The sequence below is a fragment of the Alphaproteobacteria bacterium genome, assembly GCA_025800285.1.
In the GTDB taxonomy this organism is placed as follows: Bacteria; Pseudomonadota; Alphaproteobacteria; order JAOXRX01; family JAOXRX01; genus JAOXRX01.
Genome location: JAOXRX010000039.1, coordinates 15252 through 32501, shown reverse-complemented (window position 1 = coordinate 32501; position 17250 = coordinate 15252). Strand labels below are relative to the sequence as shown.

Sequence of the window (17250 nt, the reverse complement as noted above, 5' to 3'; positions counted from 1 at the left end):
TAAATCATAGCACTTATGTATTTTAATTTGCAAGGTTTTTTTTATTATTTTAATTTGCGCTTGAAATTAGTTTTTCCGTGTGTTATACTTATAAAAGTAAAAAAATGATTTTTAAAGGGGGTAATATGTCGATTTCTAACTTTAAAGTGCAATCTGTAAACAAAACTTTAAACAAGGCGGAGGTCTTAAAAACAGAGGATATAGTTAATCTTTATAATATTGAAGATGTTTTTAAGTGCGGTAATCAGATTTCTTTTGATTGTTTTAAAGATACTTGTGATCATGTCAGAAAAACCAATAGTTGTATAGAGAATATTTTAATTAAGGATTTAGAACAGGGGAAAGACAGAAGTAATTCTTTGAGAATCTTTTTGAAAAGATTCAAAAAGCATAGAAATTCTATATACTCTAAAATGCTTGGTGATAGAAAAGATGGGGACAAAGCTTTAAATAGTGTTAAGAATTGGTTAAAAAATACAACTTGTTTGGTTTTGGGAGGGGCTCTTTCAGGCTGGTTAGTAACAACAGGGATTGGTATAAAAAATAAAACTAATTTGCCAAAAGTATTTTTTAATTATGAAGAGTATATGGAAACCGTTTCAAAAACTGAAATGGATGCGTTATCAAAGAAAGAAGTAAATGATGCTGTGTCTGGTTTAAATAGGATTGTATCAAATCTTAAAGATAAAACATTAATTATATATTTTGAGGAGGTAAAAGTTAGTCCCTTAGATGCTTTCCAGTCTGATCGTAATGATAATGGTAGGGGGTTTTTGAAATCTTATTTTGAAAGTCCTATGTGGAAAGACTTTTCTATATTGGTTAAAAAAAGTTCTATAGATTCAAGGCAAAGTAAAGAGATGTTAGCTAATATTAATATGATTAATTTAGAATTATACGATCCATTTAATGAAAAATATTTTAAGGCTATAGATGATATTGATGAAGCATTGAGTGTTGTAAATCCAAAAGATCTTTATCCATTTTTCTTAAAGGAAACTTTGAATTTATACAATGATACTAGAGGTCTTCCTGTTATAGATAATGTTGTTATGTATAATTCTTATAATAAGAGGTCTAATGTTAAAAGCTCTTCTTTATTTATAAAAGAAACTAATGGGGAAAATAATTTATATGTAAGTCTTGGTTATTCAGGGGTGAATATTAGTAAGTATGATAAGTGGGGCGGTTTAGACAAATTAAAAAGTAGTATTGTAAATGTAATTCCTAAATATATTGCATCTGTTGATAATAATATTGACTCTAGACCTAGAATTAATGATGGTAGAGTCAAGGGGGTTTTAAATATTTTTAAAAATATTTCTAATGATTAATTGAAGTGTGTTTTGTCATAAAAAAAAAGAAGCTTTTTATGTATATAAAGCTTCTTTTTTTGCTATAGAGTAATGTTAATTATATTAAATGCTTGCTGTTAAATTTGTAGGTCTTTGTTTTTTTGTTGTTATTGAAGCATTTTCTTTTTTTACTGTTTCTCTAAATTTTTTTATAATATCTTTTTTGTTTGTGTTTTCTGGTGTTTTTAAACAGCTTTTAACATACTTAGATCTTTTGTATTCTATAAATTTATCAGCCAATAAATCTGTCGCTCCACTAGATGCAAATTGTGAACCTAAAAAACAGGTGGATGCAAACAGCGCATGGTGATAAAAAGTTTTTGGCCTTTTAATATAAAATATTGCTGTATAAGCTATCGCTTTTAAAGATGCAAGGTAAAGTACAGCAAAAGCATCCAGGAATCCTCCTAAGTTATTAGTGTGGGCTTCAACTCTACTGCAAACCTCTCTTGAGTCTCTTTGTACATAATCCATAATATCTTCTCCCAAAATATTTGTTCTGTAACTTCATTATCTATCTTTTAAATAACTATGTCAAGCTTTTTCTTATTTTATTGAATAATTATTATAAATATATTGCATTCAAAGAATATATATGATAATATTTGATATGTAAAGTACTTGGTTCAACAATATTAAGAGGATGATTTATGATAGGTAAAGTAATAGGTAAAACATGGAGAGGCTTTCGTTCTCTTAATTTATTTTTTAGAAAAAGATTAAAACCTAAATTTGATGGTACTATAGATGAGAAGTATCTTTATTTATATGCTTATACTAATGAAATTGCTACGAAATGGCATGGTAAATATGCTAATTTTTTATCTAAATATAGAAAAAAATCTATTTTGGGTAAAGCATTATTAAAACCAAAGAAAATAGTGCTAAGAAGGTATTATAAACACAAAAGAAATAAAGAGTGCTACTATAGAAGTATTTTAGGTGGTTATCAAGCAATTATATCTGCTGTTAAGGATCCTAATGTTAAAAATATAGAGTTGCATGATTTTGCAGCTCAAGTTACATCAAAAGATAAATTGTCTGAAGATTATATGGTAAGAGGTAAAAAGCTTCGTAAAATAGAGCTTGCCAAAGAGGGTGTTAGAAGGACTTTAAGGTTTACATCTATTACAACAACTTCTTTAGGGGCTGGGTTGGCTTTTTTAATGTATGGCCCTAGAGAGACTAGTAGAGATATAGTTGACTTTATAGATAGTAATATATATAAAGCAGAGATGTATATAAGAGATAAATTCTCAGATAAAAATCAGGGTCATGATGAGGTAAGTCTGGAAGAGAAAAAAGCTCCTGTTAAATTACAAGCTAGAAAAAAAGCATTAATGGAAATGTATAAAGGAATTAATTAACTATTTATTAACACATAATCAATGAATATATTTTTTTATGTTAATAAATGGTTAATTTAAATATTTTTTAAAAAAAATAAAAAAAGACTTGATTTTTTTTAAAAAAGAGTGTATAAAATGCTCAGTTCAATCGGGATATGGCGCAGTCTGGCTAGCGCACTTGTTTTGGGTACAAGGGGTCGTAGGTTCGAATCCTGCTATCCCGACCATTTGAACTAATAACGGCAAGAGGACTCGTAGCTCAGCTGGATAGAGCAACTGCCTTCTAAGCAGTAGGTCACAGGTTCGAATCCTGTCGAGTTCGCCATTTATAAAACCCCGTCAGCACTAGCTTTGACGGGTTTTTTATTTGTTTAAATTTAAGTTTAAAAAATAGTGATTTTATAGGTGGGTAGCAAACTTGCAAACTCTTTGTGACAGTAGCTTTCAACGATGTTTTTTTCAAAAATATAATTTATTATGGCAGTATGTTACAATAATATTGTTATATTTTAATGTGTTAGCTGTTGCAGGTTATCTGAAAAACTATCAGTCAGTCATAGTGCAAAATTGGTGCAATTAAAAAACTTGATTTTTTAAATATATAGTGATAAACACATAAGTATGTTTAAATTAAGGTGGTTATTTATGAAAAAACTTAAATGGATTAGTGAAAAAGATTTATATGAATTATGTCAGGAGATAGTTGATGTTTTAGAAGTTAAATCTAAAGATATAGAAAAAGATTTGCATTCTAATATTGTAGATCCTTTTTCTGCTTTATTTGATGCTTCTTTTCATAAGATGTCTTTAGAAGAATGGTTAGCTACTGAAAAATCAAGACAAATCCAAAAAAGTTTGCAGAATGCTATTGGCAATTTTCATCAAAAGATTCTAGGAAGAGTAATTGGTTGGAAAGACTTAAAAACTGGAGGAGTGGCAGATTTAGTAAATAAAGATAAAAAAATTATAGCTGAAATTAAAAATAAATTTAACACTACAAAAGGTAATCATAAAGTTGCAATATATGATGATTTAAAATCTCTAACTAAGTCTAAATATGAAGGATATGTTGCTTATTATGTTGCCATATTAACTAAAAAGAGATTTGATAAAGAATTTACTCCATCTGATAATAGAAAAGCAGGGAAAAGAAGACCTAAGAATAAAAATATTAGAGAAATTGATGGAGCTACTTTTTATGAAATAGCAACTGGAGATAAGAATGCTATCTATGACTTATACAATGTTTTGCCTCATATAATATCTGATATAGTTAAAAATGATAAAAAGAAAATCATTAAAGACCCTTTGTTTAAAGAGCTTTTTGATAGAGCATTTCAATAAAATTTATAAAAATATAAAATAACCCTTGCATTATGCAATGGGTATTGCTATATATAATTTATAGTAATGAATTTTATTTTTTAAAGGAGTTGAAATAATGAATTTAACAGTTCATCAGGTAAGTGAAGAATTAGAAGTCTCTGTAGATACAATTAGAAGATGGGATAAAAAAGGTCTTATAAAATCTCAAAGAGATGAGAAAAATTATAGAGTTTTTGATTTGGAGGAAGTGCAAAGATTAAATTCTAAATTAAATGGAGTTTCTAATGATAATAATTTTCAAATTTTAAAAAGTAATATAAAAACAGACTATAATATAATAGAACTTTTTGCAGGAGCGGGAGGAACTTCTTTAGGATTTGAAAATGCAGGCTTAAATCATTTATTATTAAATGAAATAGATAAAAGTGCGGTTGAAACATTAAGATTTAATTTTCCTAATGCTAACATAGTTCATGAAGATGTTAGAAATCTTGATTTTAAAGAATATAGAAATAAAGTTGATATAGTGCAAGCAGGATTCCCTTGTCAAACATTTAGTTATGCTGGTAAAAGTATGGGGTTTGAAGATACAAGAGGAACTTTGTTTTTTGAATTTGCAAGATGTATCAAAGAAACTAATCCTAAAATTGCGGTTGGAGAGAATGTTAAAGGTCTTTTAAGACATGATAATGGTAAAACATTAAAAACAATGTGTAATGCATTAAGGGAATTGGGATACAAAGTTCATTATAAAGTATTAAGATCTCAATATTTAGATGTTCCTCAAAAAAGGGAAAGGTTGATAATAATAGTTATAAGAGAAGACTTAAATATACCTTTTATATTTCCAAAAGAAAAAGATTATACAATTTCTATGAGGGAAGCTTTAAAAGATTGTCCTAAGTCTGAAGGACAAAAATATCCCGAGAAGAAATATAAAGTTTTAAAACAAGTTCCTGCAGGAGGGTGTTGGAGAGATTTGCCTGAAGAAGTTCAAAAAGAATATATGGGAAAAAGTTTTTATCATACGGGGGGAAGAACAGGAATGGCTAGAAGGTTGTCATGGGATGAACCTAGTTTAACTTTAACTTGTTCTCCAGCTCAGAAACAAACTGAAAGATGTCATCCCGAGGAAACTAGACCATTAAATGTTAGAGAATATGCAAGAATACAAACATTTCCAGATTATTGGGAGTTTAAAGGTTCTATGTGTGCTCAATATAAACAAATAGGCAATGCAGTCCCTGTTAATTTAGGATATCATATAGGTAGGTGTTTAATAGCTATGTTAGATAAAAAGTTTGATATAGAAGATGTGATTATAGAAAAAGAAGAAATTATCACAGATAAACAAGGGGAGTTGTTTTAGTGTGGTTTATTAACTGGGTGTATTAAGTGATGTAAACTGCTTGACAAGACTATAAAAATAGTATATAACTATTTTTATAGTCTTTTATTTTGCAAGGAGGTTGATTATGGCTTATCAAAAATTTACACAAGTTGGAGGTAGTTTTTCTCCGAGGTGTTCGGTAAATACAAATGGAAATATAGGTTTGAACCAAGGTTCTAGAAAGAAATATTTAATAGATAATTATTCTTATGTTGTTTTGTATTATGATAGAGAATGTAAAAAGATAGGTATTGAAATGTTAAATGATAAAACAGCTGAGGGAGCTATTAAAATAAGAAAGGGGGCTTATGGAGCTAATATAGCAGCAAAAAGTTTTTTTAATTGTTTTAATATAATGCCTGAAAAAACAAGTTATTTTGACACAAGAATAGATGAGAGGGGTTGGATAGAAATAGATTTAGAAAGTAAAAAAGTAAGAAACAGTAAAGTTGTTTCTAATCTTAATAGTTAGGTTAACAGTTAATAAAAAAATAGTTTTATAGTTGACTTAATGATATAAAGGTGATATAAAGAAATAATATTGAAAGATTTGTTGTGTTTCAATATTAAAAGAAGCCGACATGCTACTAACATGGCGACTTCAAATTCGAATGATAAGGTTTAACCTATCGAGACGAGAGAACTTGATAGTATCATGCTTATACACCCTTGTCAAGTTAATAATTGAGTGTGTGGTTAAAATGCTCAATAATATGGAGATACATGATGACTAGAAAGTATGTAAAATCTTCTATGATTAATGATATTGGTTATGATAGAAATATCCTTGAAGTTGGTTTTCACAATAATAGTGTTTACCAATATTATGGTGTGTCTGAAAATCTTTTTAAAGATTTAATGAATGCATCATCTCATGGTAAATTTTTTCATAACCATATAAGAGATATCTATAATTATAAAAGAGTTATGTAAAGCTATGGGTAGAATTATATTCTGCCCATTAGACTAAGTATTTTCAAGAAAGGGAACTTAACTATGTCTAAAATAGACAATATTTGGGATAAAGGTAAGCCTATAAGAGGAAAAAACCCAGATGTTTGGAGAAGAGATTCTAACGGCAATAAAATTAGAAAACCTTCATATGGAACTTTAGGTGAGTATGGTTGGGAAGTGGATCATAAGCATCCTAAGTCCAAAGGTGGTTCTAATAATATTAGAAATTTACAACCTCTTCATTGGGAAGCAAACCGAGAAAAAAGTGATAAAATAAAAAAATAGATTTTATTATTGTTTTTAGAAGGGCTTTTAAAAGCCCTTCTTTTTTAATATTAAATATACTAAGCATTAAAAAGAGTTGTTTAATGTATATTTGTTTCTTTAATTTTCTGTGACTGACTGTTTTTATAACAGTTAGTCGTATATAAAATGGGTAGCAAAGTGGGTAGCATCTGGAGGACAATAATAGGCAACAAATAGCAATGATTAGCAACAATTAATAAAACGAAAGTGTCTTTGAAAGGATTTGTGTGTCTAGCTAAGACTTTGTTTTAGTTGATTTATTTCTTTAAAGCTGTCTCTGCTTCTAAGCAGTAGGTCACAGGTTCGAATCCTGTCGAGTTCGCCATTTATAAAAAGCCCTGTAGCTGTAGCTTCAAGGGCTTTTTTTATATCTAAAATATAGAAATTATAATCGATTAAAAATCACTATAAAAGTCTAGAAAAATAGGCATATTTTTATTGCTCTCCGCAGAGTGACAACCCAAAGCTCTGGGTTGCCACTCGTGTTTGAACTCCACAAAGGTCTAGAGGGTGGTAACTGGCAACCAAAAATTATTTAGTGTTACTAGATATTCGTTGGGGTTCCCGCTACCCTCGTTAGTAAAAACTAGTCAAAAGTACCTTTATTTATTTGACATTTCTAATGCTAAATATACTAACTCTATAAGCTTATAAACTTCTTGGTTTAATTCTTTATCTGTTTTTTCTACACCTCTCTCTTTAAGTAATTTTCTTAGTCCTTCTTTTGTTTCTTGAAATGTTTTCTCACTAACCATAAAACCTTCTTGATATTTATTCTTTATTAATATATGCTTATTGCATGATTAAATTATACACTATAGGTTTTGAAAATAAATCAGCTGATGAATTTTTCTCTTTACTTAAAAAAGCAGGAGTAAAATCTTTAATAGATATTCGTTTAAAGAATACAAACTCTAAATATGGATATGCGAGCAAGAAAGAACTATATAAATGTCTTGCATATTATAAAATAGATTATAAGCACAAAATAGAGTGTGCTCCTAGTATTGAAATATTTGAGAATATAAAAAGAGGCAATGCTCCTTTTTCTGTTCGTTGGGAGAAATATGAAACAGATTATATTGACTTAATCAAACAAAGAGATATTATTGATATTTTTAAAGATATAAATTTAAATAATGCTTGTCTAATGTGTTATGAAGATAAACCTAAATATTGCCATCGCAGGTTGCTAGCAGAATATTTACAAAAATACTTTACTGATATTGAGATTGTACATTTTTCTTAACAATTTTATAATGCCCTGTCGCAAGACAGGGCTTTTTTTATTGGAGAAAGAAAGGAGTATAATATGACTAGAGCATTCGGTAGAGACAATATAAATTATGACGCCACAGGCAGAGCTGTTAGAAGCAGTAGCGATACTCCCAACCAAACACCTCAAGCAGGTAAAAATATTAAAAAGTGGAAAATACACAATACTAAAGGCGATACAAGTAAAGTTTGTGAAAATTGTGCTTCACTTGATGGCACAACATACACTAAAGTTGAAGGCATACCCAAACTACCTGTTCATCCAAATTGCAAATGCTATATTGAAAACATAGAAGTTTATTTAACATTTGATGGCACTGCTTTAGCTTTAATGGAAAATAAAACTGTTGTAGATGCTTGTTATGCAATGTCTGGAAAAGAAGATTATCAAGGAGAAGAGTTTACTGGGGTAAAAAACAAAGGACCTTTACCAGCAGGAACCTACACGATATCTCCTAGTAATGTTCAAAGGAGAAAAGATTATTCTTTTATTAAAAGATATACTAGTTGGCCAGGTGGAGAAGATTCTTGGGGTAACGAGAGAATATGGTTGACTCCAGATAAGGAAAATGATATGAAAGGAAGAGATGGTTTTTCTATACATGGCGGAACTTCCTTTGGTTCATCTGGTTGTATCGACTTAGCAGGAAGCATGTCTGAGTTTCTTGATGTTTTTGAAGAATACGATACTGAATTAGAATTAAGAGTAAGATATTAAAACATGAAAATAAAAAACATAATACAGAGTGAGTTAATTCCCAACGCAATATTCATATTGGGTTGGGTTGGATATGCTATTATATCTATTTGCCAAATTATTTTTTGGAATTTAAATTTATTTAATATTAATCCATATTGTTTAAAATGTGATTCTATAAATGAATATAGAATATTATTAACTTTTACAATAATAATTACACTAATCTATTCTTTAATTTTTATAAGAATAATCCCCATGTTTTTTAATTATAAAAACTCTTTGGCTAAAAAATATTCAATATTATTTTCATGCTTTATATTAGGAATATTATATTTTGTACTAATTACTCTAGGATATATCATTGGTATTATCATAAATTAAAAAGAAACTTTTAAATAAATAAAATTACTAAAATTAAAATAAGTTTTTTCATAAATAATTTTATAAATCAAAAATAATGTTTTATCAAATAAAAAATTGATTTTATTTAAAACATTGTTTATATTAATATCTTATGAAGAAAGCTCTTAATTTTATCTGGAATTTTTATAAGACAATTTGTGTTATCACATTTAGTTTCTTCTTAGGACTTTCTTTTTTAGTTATTATAGTTTCTTTATTTTTAGTTTAGGCAGGTTTAAATGAATAAAACAAGAATTTTTAAAAAAATATATGTTATTATATCCGTAATATTCACGACATTTATAATGATACCTGCATTTCTATTAATGGGAGCATATGAAGAAACTTATATAAAAAATAAGGAATATTTTTTAGAAGATAAATTAGTAGATTCAGACACCTTCTATAAAAATAATCAAAAAGGATATTCAACCATCAAAGAATACTATAAAAGTGGAGAACTTAAATCTCATAACATTTATTTAAATACCTTGTGTGATAATAAAACAGGATATTATAAAAGTGGGCAAATTGAATTCACTCATAGCTGTAAAAATGGAGAGTTAGATGGTAAATATATAGAATATTATGAAAATGGTAATTTAAAATATGAAGCAAATTTAATTAATGGAGAAACTAATGGTTTAGTTATATGGTATAATGAGGATGGTAAAATAAAGCGCAGCGAAGAACATAAAAATAATATGAAAAATGGTGAAGAAAAAATAAATTTATAAAAAGGATATGGTATGATATCAGACAATGTATTTAAAGGGAAAAAAGGAGTGCAGGATTTTTTAAATCCTAAAAACCATGTTACTCCATTAATCGAGATACCAGAAGAGTTAAATCCTTTTTACAATGATGAAGTTCATGTGTTTGTAAAGATGTTAAGTTTTACTCCATTAATGAATGTAAAGTCTATACCATCCTATAATATGTTGGATAAACATAAAAAGTTAGAAGAACATAATATAATTGAGAATTCTTCAGGAAATACGGCATTTTCTCTTAGTATATTATCTAAAATTTTTGGGTTCAAAAAAACTAGAGTGCTTATTTCAGCAAAAGATACCTCTATCGGTAAATTACAAATGCTCTTATTATCAGGGGCTGAAGTGCAAGCTAATAATGAGCCTTTATGTCCAGATCCAAGTGATTTAAGCTCTGGAATTCAAATAGCTAAAAATATGGGGAAAAGAAAAAAATGGTTTAACCCGAATCAATACAGCAATAAAAACAACCCTGAATCACATTATAAAATTACAGCACCTCAAATTTATGAACAATTAAATGGAGATATACAAATATTTTCTACTGGATTAGGAACAACAGGAAGCATGGTTGGTTGCGCTAAATACCTTAAAGAAAAATTACCAAATTTAAAAATATCTGGAATAGTAAGAAAACCTAACAACATAATATCTGGACCAAGAACTCTAGGCTTATTGAGAATGATTGATTTTGATTGGAAAAAGGATATAGATGAAATAATAGATGTAAGCACATATGACTCCTATTTAAGAAGCTTAGAGTTATGTAGATCTGGATTATTATTAGGACCAAGCTCTGGTTTTAATCTAGCGGGAACTCTTAAATATATAATGAAACTTAAAAGAAATAATTTATTGGATAAAATTAGAAATAAACAAGGTAGAATAAATGTTGTATTTATAGGATGTGATTCTCCCTTTCCATATTTAGATACATATTTCAAGTGTCTACCTAGAAATAAATTTCCGAAAATAATAAATGAAGAATTATTAATTGCTGAAAATAAAATTACTTTTAATTATAGTAAAGAAAATAAAAAAATATCTATATCTCCTCAAAAAACTATAAAAACAATATATGAAAGTTCAACTTCAAAGTTTAAGAGTATGGATATAAATACGAGAAATATTATTGTTGATGTTAGAAATAATGATAAATTTGTTCACTCTAGACTGCCTAATAGTGTTAACATACTTGAGGATGAGCTAATAAATAACCATCAAAAATATTTGGCTAAATGGGAAGGTCGCCGAGTGCTATTTTATTGTGAATATGGAGAGCTGTCTTATTTGATTGCCAAATATTATGCAAATAAAGGTATAGATAGCTATTCTTTATTAGAAGGTTTTGTTAAATGGTCTGATTTAGATTTGCTTAGGGTTTCAGATATATGTAAATGTGATTTAAAGTTAAAAAATAAAAAGAGCTAATAGGTGTTATTCTAGATAGTTTTTAAATTTATATTTATAATAATTATCATTATATAAATTTTTTGATAGATACAATTTGATTTTATTATTAAAATATTGTAGGTATATATGATATAAGGAGTTTTAGAGGAGGGAGAGCTATGTCAGAATATAAAGCAGAAAAGTATAAGTTAAAAGATGGTAGGGAGATTATTCTCCGTAGTCCTAAGCCGGAAGATTTGCCAAAATTCAGAGAATTTATCAAAGTAATTGGTGAAGAAACAACTTTTACAAATCAAACTCCATTACGACCAGAAGCTCCAGATGAAAAAATATTACAAGTTTGGAAACAACATAATGAGGCAGAAATATCTTCCATAATTATTGCTATTGAAGAAAAAACTGAAAATATTGTGGGTTTAATTGGATTAACTCAGGTTTCTCCATTGCATCCATGGTTGGAACATATTTCTAATTTTGCAACTATGATTGTTAAAGATTATTGGGGAGTTGGATTAGGTAGCAAATTTATGAGTGAAATAATTGCTCATTGTGAAAAATCAGGAATAAAGAGATTAGAGGGCTCGGTTAGAACTTATAATGAAAAGGCTATAAGATTATATAAGAAATATGGTTTTGAAATTGAGGGATGTCAAAAGAATACAGCTCTAATTGACGGCAATATGACAGATCTTTATATGATAGCTAAATTTTTTAACTTGTAGATATGTAGATATATAGATATATAATTAGTTGTAAGTGATATAGGTAAATCTATATGGTTTTATGTATAAAATTGGTTTATTGTAGTAAGAATATTAATTCTTTGACAAAAATGGATATTAATAGTATAGTCCGGATATGGAAAATATTTATGCAATCTCAAGTGGAGCAACTAAAGCAGGTGTCTGTGTAATTAGAATCTCAGGGCCAGAAGCAGAAAAATCTCTGCAAGTTTTAACAAATAAACCTTTGCCTCAACATAGAATGGCAAGTGTTAGATATTTGTACGATAACGAAGAGTTATTAGACGATGCTCTAGTAATATATTTTGAATCTCCTAAGTCTTTCACTGGGGAGAATGTGGTAGAATTACATATTCACGGCGGTAGAGCAGTTATTGATGGAGTGTTAAAGGCTTTGTCTAAAATTAAGAATTTCCGTATGGCTGAACCAGGAGAGTTTTCTCGTAGAGCATTTGAAAATGGTAAAATGGATCTTACAAAAGCGGAAGCTATTGCTGATTTAATAGATGCTGAAACAAAAGCTCAGAAAAAGCAAGCTCTAAGGCAAATGGAGGGTGAGCTAGGTAGGTTATATGAAGGTTGGAGAAAAGATTTAAAAGAGATTATGGCTTATACAGAGGCCGTGATAGATTTCTCTGATGAAGAGATTGATGTTGATAATACTTCTCCAAAAATTAAGAGGGTTTTACAAGAGATTGATAATCACTTAAATGATAATGGAAGAGGGGAAAAACTTAGAGAGGGGTTGTCTATTGCGATATTAGGAGCTCCTAATGCTGGTAAATCTCAGTTGATGAATGCAATAGCAAAAAGAGAAGTTGCAATAGTCTCTGATACAGCGGGTACAACAAGAGATGTTATAGATGTTCATCTGGATTTGAATGGTTATCCTGCAATAATTTCTGATACCGCAGGTATAAGAGAGGCGGATAATGAAATTGAACATGAAGGCATATTAAGAGCTCTTAAAAAAGCTGAAAATGCAGATATAAAAGTTGTGATGTTTGATTGCTCTAAAGATGTTGATGACACAAGTTTAGATTTAATAGATGAAGATTCTATTGTGGTTATCAATAAATGCGATTTAGAGAAAAAAGAAAATAGTTATAAAGCTGTTTGTGCTAAAGCCTCGGATGTGATAGAGATATCTGCTTTAAAAGGGATGAATCTTGATGTTTTATTATCTAAATTAGAGCAAGAAACTGAGAGTAGGTTGTTCTCTGCAGGAAGTGCTTCTGTAACAAGAGAGAGGCATAGAAAGTTCTTGCAAAATGCGGTGGAATCCCTTAATAGAGCAATAGAAAATAATGTTTTAGAGTTGCAAGCAGAAGATGTTAGGCTTGCTATTCGTGAGATAGGAAAAATTACTGGCTCTGTAGAAATTGAAGAGCTTTTAGATATAATTTTCTCGGATTTTTGTATAGGTAAATAACTAATTTATAGGCTATTATTTACTTGCAATTGATATGTTGTTTTGCTAAAGTTATATATGAACAATAATGAATTTCAGGGATAGGATAGTTTTTATGAAAAGATTTTTCGTGTTTTTTATCGCTATAATGATTAGCGGTTATAATGCAACAGCAAATAATAAAAAATTAGAAACAAAAAAAGTAGATAATGCTCCAAAGGGCATGGTCATGACTTATGATGAACTCCAAGATGCTTATAAACAACTTGAAAAGTTTGAAGCAGTTTTATCTCTTGTTAAACAAAGATATGTAGATGAAAAAACATATAAAGAGATAATAGATTTGTCTTTGGATGGTATGCTTAAATCTTTGGATCCTCACTCATCTTTCTTGGATGAAAAAGAGCTAGAAGATATGCAAGTTTCAACTTCTGGAAAGTTTGGTGGTTTAGGTATTCAAATTACAACAGAGGATGAGGTTGTAAAAGTTGTTTCTCCTATAGATGATACTCCAGCTCAAAAAGCAGGTATTATGTCCGGTGATTTTATAACTCATCTGGATGGTGAAGCTATTATAGGTATAGATTTAAATGATGCAGTAGATAGAATGAGAGGAGAGCCTGGTACAGATATCACACTTACAGTTCGTCAAGGTTTAAAAGGAGAACCTAGAGATGTTAAAATCGTTAGAGATATAATTAATATAGACTCTGTAAAAAGCGATGTTATAGATAATATTGGATATATAAGAGTTGCAACTTTTAGTCAAAAAACTAAATCAGAGCTAGAAACCGCTTTTGATGAAATTGGAGCTAATGTTGATGGGTATGTTTTAGATTTAAGAAATAACCCTGGAGGGCTTTTAACTATGGCAATAGCTGTTTCAGAAGCATTTTTAGATGGTGGCGAGATAGTTTCAACAAAAGGTAGAGATTCTGTTGATAATATGAAGTTTTTTGCTGCAAATGGAGATAAAGCAAATGGAAAACCAATAGTTGTTATTATAAATCAAGGCTCTGCTTCTGCATCAGAAATTGTTGCTGGTGCTCTTAAGGATCATAAAAGAGCTGTAATAGTTGGAACAAAATCTTTCGGTAAAGGGTCAGTGCAAACAATCTATCCTTTAGTTAATGGTAAAACAGCTGTAAAAATGACAACTTCAAGATATTACACTCCAAGTGGACACTCTATACAAGCTCTTGGTATAGATCCAGATATCGAAATTAAAAATGAAGAGCTTAAAGAAAAAGAGAATGATTGGGAGAAATATCTAATAGAAGAAGCTGATTTGAAGGGGGCTCTTAAAAATCCAGAAAAGGGTGAAAAAAAAGATAAAAACCCTAAAAACAAAGATAATTCTGGTGATAAAAAAGATGATTATCAATTAAACAGATCTATTGAAATTGTAAAAGGTATCGCAATATATGCAAAACAAAATGATTACAAAGAAGCAGATAAGAAGGTGGAAGATGTTAAGTAGTGTTTATAAAATAGTAGTATTTTTATTATTAATAACTTTTGTATCTATTATTTATATTATGAGTGGATCAGATTATGGTTCTTTAGAAGTAACTAAGTCTGATGAAGTTTATATAACTGTTGAGGAGCCAGTTGTTGTAGAAGTGGTTCCAAGTGCAGATTTAGAAAGCTTTGTTCCTGCTGAGCCTGTTGTTGATTTGGTTGCAGAAGAATTATTTACATATGATGAAGAGGTGAGTTTAGAAGATGAAAATCTATTAGATTCTTCTTGGGAAGCATTAAATGGAGCATATTTAGTTTCTGAAGAAAAGTCTTTAGAAGTTGTTTCTGAAGCTAATGAAGAAAGTGTTATAGATAGTGTTGTTGAGGAACAAGAAGAGGTTGTTGTGAAATCAACTAATATATCTATTGTTTTGACAGATATATCATCAGAGAACATAGATAGTGTTATTAAATATTTAGCAAATAACAAGGAAATTGGATTAGCTTTTAAAAATGGTAATTTTGAAGCTATGAAGAAAGCGAAAGAAGCTGGTTTTGATAATCTTATAGTAAGTATTACAATGGAACCTTTTAACGAAAGCATTTCTCTTCCAGAACTGTCAATTACTACAGGTAATTCAACAATGGAGAATGTGGATGTTTTAGATACTGTGCTGGATAATTCTTATATGCCTATAGCTATTACTAATGATATGGGATCCAAAGTTACTAGCAAGAAACACATTAATGTAATGAAGCCAATAATGGCATCTATAAAAAGCAAAGATTTAGCATTTTTGGACTCAAAATCTAATTATTATTCCGTCGCAGCTGGTGTTGCAGAAGAATACGGAGTTCCTTATGCAAGTAATTATGTTTTCATAGATAAAGATATATCAAATAAGGAGGCTGTTATTGGTGCTCTTAATGAGCTTGAAAAGGTCGCTTCTTATAAAGATTATGTAATAGCAATGGGAGATTACTCCGAAACTGTTATTAAAGCTCTTAGCGAATGGTTGGAGAATGTTAATACATACCCTATATCAAGTGGCTTCTAAGGCAATTTTATTTTAATATTTTAAGACTCTATTGTAGTGCTAGTGTGCACAACAAGAGTCTTAATTTTTTGTTTTATTTAATTTGATAAAAAAGACAGAGTGTTAATGCTATCCATTGAATCGGGTTTTTCTTGACTTTTTAGTATAAAAATGTAATATATGTATCTAAATCGATGGAAATTAATTTATAAATAAGAAATTATTTCAACAGATTTGTGTATAGATCTAAAAGTATATGTTATATGCATTTGGAAAAATTTAAACAATAAGGAGAAATTATAAAATGGCAATTAAAGTAGCTATTAATGGTTTTGGTAGAATCGGTAGACTTGTTTTTAGAGCAGCTATCGAATCAGGCAGAACAGATATCGAATTCGTAGCAATTAATGACCTAGCGCCAGCATCTGCTCACGCTCACCTATTAAAATACGATTCAACACACGGTAAATTCAACGGTGAAGTATCTTTCACAGAAAACTCACTAATCGTGAACGGAAAAGAAATTAAAGTTTGTGCTGAAAGAAATCCAGCTGACCTTCCATGGGGTGAACTAGGTGTTGACCTTGTTATGGAATGTTCAGGTATCTTCACAGCTAGAGAAAAAGCAGCTCTTCATTTAGAAGCTGGTGCTAAAAAAGTTCTTATCTCAGCTCCATCAGGTGATGCAGATAAAACAATTGTTTATGGTGTTAACCATGACACATTAACAGCTGAAGATGTTATCGTTTCTAATGCTTCATGTACAACAAACTGTCTAGCTCCAGTAGCTAAAGTTCTTGATGAAGTTATCGGTATCGAAAAAGGTTACATGACAACAATTCATGCTTACACAGGTGATCAAAACACAGTTGATTCAATTCACAAAGATCCACATAGAGCAAGAGCTGCTGCTATGTCTATGATCCCAACATCAACTGGTGCTGCTAAAGCTGTTGGTCTAGTATTACCACAACTTGTTGGAAAACTACACGGAAGTGCTGTTAGAGTACCTACACCAAATGTATCTTTAGTTGATCTAAAATTTACAGCTAAAAAAGATACAACTGTAGAAGAAATCAACAATGCTATCATTGCTGCTTCTGAAGGTGAATTAAAAGGTGTTCTAGGTGTTTATGATGAACCACTAGTATCTATCGACTTCAACCATAACCCTAACTCATCAACTTTCTCTCTAAACGGTACTACTGTTATGGAAGGTAACTTCGTTAGAATTATGACTTGGTATGATAATGAATGGGGATTCTCAAACAGAATGAGTGATACAGCTGTAGCACTTATGAATGCATAATTTATTTATATAAATCATGAATTTGAGTAAATGAAGAAAAGAGTCT

At 29.6% G+C, this 17250-nt stretch carries 18 protein-coding genes and 3 tRNA genes; 19 read left to right on the top strand and 2 right to left on the bottom strand.

Annotated elements, in window-relative coordinates:
* Positions 1-104 precede the first annotated feature (104 nt).
* Positions 105-1334: a hypothetical protein gene (locus tag OIF36_02340; GenBank protein ID MCV6599304.1), complete on the top strand. Its 1230-nt coding sequence runs from the start codon at positions 105-107 to the stop codon at positions 1332-1334.
* Positions 1335-1418: 84 nt separating this feature from the next.
* On the opposite strand, the gene OIF36_02335 is transcribed toward OIF36_02340, so the two are convergent.
* The gene (locus OIF36_02335) at positions 1419-1829 is read right to left on the bottom strand and encodes a hypothetical protein (protein ID MCV6599303.1); all 411 of its coding nucleotides are present in this window, start codon (positions 1827-1829) and stop codon (positions 1419-1421) included.
* A gap of 176 nt (positions 1830-2005) precedes the next feature.
* Between OIF36_02335 and OIF36_02330 the strand changes: the two genes are divergently transcribed.
* From OIF36_02330 to OIF36_02290, 9 genes are all read left to right on the top strand, one after another.
* Positions 2006-2722, top strand: a complete 717-nt coding sequence (locus tag OIF36_02330; protein MCV6599302.1) for a hypothetical protein — start codon at positions 2006-2008, stop codon at positions 2720-2722.
* A gap of 131 nt (positions 2723-2853) precedes the next feature.
* Positions 2854-2931 (top strand) — tRNA-Pro (locus tag OIF36_02325).
* A 21-nt stretch (positions 2932-2952) separates the two neighbouring features.
* Positions 2953-3029: transfer RNA gene (locus OIF36_02320), tRNA-Arg, on the top strand.
* 320 nt (positions 3030-3349) lie between these two features.
* Complete coding sequence (locus tag OIF36_02315) at positions 3350-4048, top strand: Eco47II family restriction endonuclease (protein ID MCV6599301.1); 699 nt, start codon at positions 3350-3352, stop codon at positions 4046-4048.
* Positions 4049-4145: 97 nt separating this feature from the next.
* Positions 4146-5399 (top strand): DNA (cytosine-5-)-methyltransferase, encoded by a 1254-nt coding sequence (gene dcm / locus OIF36_02310; GenBank protein MCV6599300.1) that lies wholly within the window; start codon positions 4146-4148, stop codon positions 5397-5399.
* 106 nt (positions 5400-5505) lie between these two features.
* Positions 5506-5892 carry a hypothetical protein gene (locus OIF36_02305; GenBank protein ID MCV6599299.1) on the top strand — a complete coding sequence of 129 codons (387 nt, stop codon included), beginning with the start codon at positions 5506-5508 and terminating at the stop codon, positions 5890-5892.
* A 254-nt stretch (positions 5893-6146) separates the two neighbouring features.
* The gene (locus OIF36_02300) at positions 6147-6353 is read left to right on the top strand and encodes a KTSC domain-containing protein (GenBank protein ID MCV6599298.1); all 207 of its coding nucleotides are present in this window, start codon (positions 6147-6149) and stop codon (positions 6351-6353) included.
* 63 nt (positions 6354-6416) lie between these two features.
* Positions 6417-6659: an HNH endonuclease gene (locus tag OIF36_02295; GenBank protein MCV6599297.1), complete on the top strand. Its 243-nt coding sequence runs from the start codon at positions 6417-6419 to the stop codon at positions 6657-6659.
* Between the two features lie 240 nt (positions 6660-6899).
* Positions 6900-7005 (top strand) — tRNA-OTHER (locus OIF36_02290).
* 277 nt (positions 7006-7282) lie between these two features.
* Here OIF36_02290 and OIF36_02285 read toward each other — a convergent pair.
* A complete protein-coding gene (locus OIF36_02285; protein ID MCV6599296.1) occupies positions 7283-7435 on the bottom strand; it encodes a hypothetical protein in 153 nt (50 codons plus the stop codon).
* Positions 7436-7479: 44 nt separating this feature from the next.
* On the opposite strand from OIF36_02285, the gene OIF36_02280 reads away from it, so the two are divergent.
* The 9 genes from OIF36_02280 to gap all read left to right on the top strand — a co-directional run bounded on the left by OIF36_02280 (position 7480) and on the right by gap (position 17204).
* Positions 7480-7929, top strand: a complete 450-nt coding sequence (locus OIF36_02280; GenBank protein ID MCV6599295.1) for a DUF488 domain-containing protein — start codon at positions 7480-7482, stop codon at positions 7927-7929.
* Between the two features lie 63 nt (positions 7930-7992).
* On the top strand, positions 7993-8673 hold the full coding sequence (locus OIF36_02275) for a DUF2778 domain-containing protein (GenBank protein ID MCV6599294.1): 681 nt from the start codon (positions 7993-7995) through the stop codon (positions 8671-8673).
* Positions 8674-9296: 623 nt separating this feature from the next.
* A complete protein-coding gene (locus tag OIF36_02270; protein MCV6599293.1) occupies positions 9297-9794 on the top strand; it encodes a hypothetical protein in 498 nt (165 codons plus the stop codon).
* A gap of 12 nt (positions 9795-9806) precedes the next feature.
* Entirely contained in the window at positions 9807-11261 is a 1455-nt protein-coding gene (locus OIF36_02265) for a pyridoxal-phosphate dependent enzyme (GenBank protein MCV6599292.1), read from the top strand.
* Between the two features lie 140 nt (positions 11262-11401).
* A complete protein-coding gene (locus OIF36_02260) occupies positions 11402-11965 on the top strand; it encodes a GNAT family N-acetyltransferase (GenBank protein MCV6599291.1) in 564 nt (187 codons plus the stop codon).
* A 136-nt stretch (positions 11966-12101) separates the two neighbouring features.
* Positions 12102-13418: a tRNA uridine-5-carboxymethylaminomethyl(34) synthesis GTPase MnmE gene (mnmE, locus tag OIF36_02255; GenBank protein MCV6599290.1), complete on the top strand. Its 1317-nt coding sequence runs from the start codon at positions 12102-12104 to the stop codon at positions 13416-13418.
* A gap of 94 nt (positions 13419-13512) precedes the next feature.
* On the top strand, positions 13513-14877 hold the full coding sequence (locus tag OIF36_02250) for a S41 family peptidase (protein ID MCV6599289.1): 1365 nt from the start codon (positions 13513-13515) through the stop codon (positions 14875-14877).
* Complete coding sequence (locus OIF36_02245; protein MCV6599288.1) at positions 14834-15916, top strand: divergent polysaccharide deacetylase family protein; 1083 nt, start codon at positions 14834-14836, stop codon at positions 15914-15916. The genes OIF36_02250 and OIF36_02245 overlap by 44 nt, the downstream gene beginning before the upstream one ends.
* A gap of 283 nt (positions 15917-16199) precedes the next feature.
* The gene (gene gap, locus OIF36_02240) at positions 16200-17204 is read left to right on the top strand and encodes a type I glyceraldehyde-3-phosphate dehydrogenase (protein ID MCV6599287.1); all 1005 of its coding nucleotides are present in this window, start codon (positions 16200-16202) and stop codon (positions 17202-17204) included.
* Positions 17205-17250 lie beyond the last annotated feature (46 nt).

Coding starts and splice junctions, on each gene's coding strand:
- OIF36_02340 (MCV6599304.1), top strand. CDS start 105: ATGATTTTTAAAGGGGGTAATATGTCGATTTCTAACTTTAAAGTGCAA.
- OIF36_02335 (MCV6599303.1), bottom strand. CDS start 1,829: ATGGATTATGTACAAAGAGACTCAAGAGAGGTTTGCAGTAGAGTTGAA.
- OIF36_02330 (MCV6599302.1), top strand. CDS start 2,006: ATGATAGGTAAAGTAATAGGTAAAACATGGAGAGGCTTTCGTTCTCTT.
- OIF36_02315 (MCV6599301.1), top strand. CDS start 3,350: ATGAAAAAACTTAAATGGATTAGTGAAAAAGATTTATATGAATTATGT.
- dcm (MCV6599300.1), top strand. CDS start 4,146: ATGAATTTAACAGTTCATCAGGTAAGTGAAGAATTAGAAGTCTCTGTA.
- OIF36_02305 (MCV6599299.1), top strand. CDS start 5,506: ATGGCTTATCAAAAATTTACACAAGTTGGAGGTAGTTTTTCTCCGAGG.
- OIF36_02300 (MCV6599298.1), top strand. CDS start 6,147: ATGACTAGAAAGTATGTAAAATCTTCTATGATTAATGATATTGGTTAT.
- OIF36_02295 (MCV6599297.1), top strand. CDS start 6,417: ATGTCTAAAATAGACAATATTTGGGATAAAGGTAAGCCTATAAGAGGA.
- OIF36_02285 (MCV6599296.1), bottom strand. CDS start 7,435: ATGGTTAGTGAGAAAACATTTCAAGAAACAAAAGAAGGACTAAGAAAA.
- OIF36_02280 (MCV6599295.1), top strand. CDS start 7,480: ATGATTAAATTATACACTATAGGTTTTGAAAATAAATCAGCTGATGAA.
- OIF36_02275 (MCV6599294.1), top strand. CDS start 7,993: ATGACTAGAGCATTCGGTAGAGACAATATAAATTATGACGCCACAGGC.
- OIF36_02270 (MCV6599293.1), top strand. CDS start 9,297: ATGAATAAAACAAGAATTTTTAAAAAAATATATGTTATTATATCCGTA.
- OIF36_02265 (MCV6599292.1), top strand. CDS start 9,807: ATGATATCAGACAATGTATTTAAAGGGAAAAAAGGAGTGCAGGATTTT.
- OIF36_02260 (MCV6599291.1), top strand. CDS start 11,402: ATGTCAGAATATAAAGCAGAAAAGTATAAGTTAAAAGATGGTAGGGAG.
- mnmE (MCV6599290.1), top strand. CDS start 12,102: ATGGAAAATATTTATGCAATCTCAAGTGGAGCAACTAAAGCAGGTGTC.
- OIF36_02250 (MCV6599289.1), top strand. CDS start 13,513: ATGAAAAGATTTTTCGTGTTTTTTATCGCTATAATGATTAGCGGTTAT.
- OIF36_02245 (MCV6599288.1), top strand. CDS start 14,834: ATGATTACAAAGAAGCAGATAAGAAGGTGGAAGATGTTAAGTAGTGTT.
- gap (MCV6599287.1), top strand. CDS start 16,200: ATGGCAATTAAAGTAGCTATTAATGGTTTTGGTAGAATCGGTAGACTT.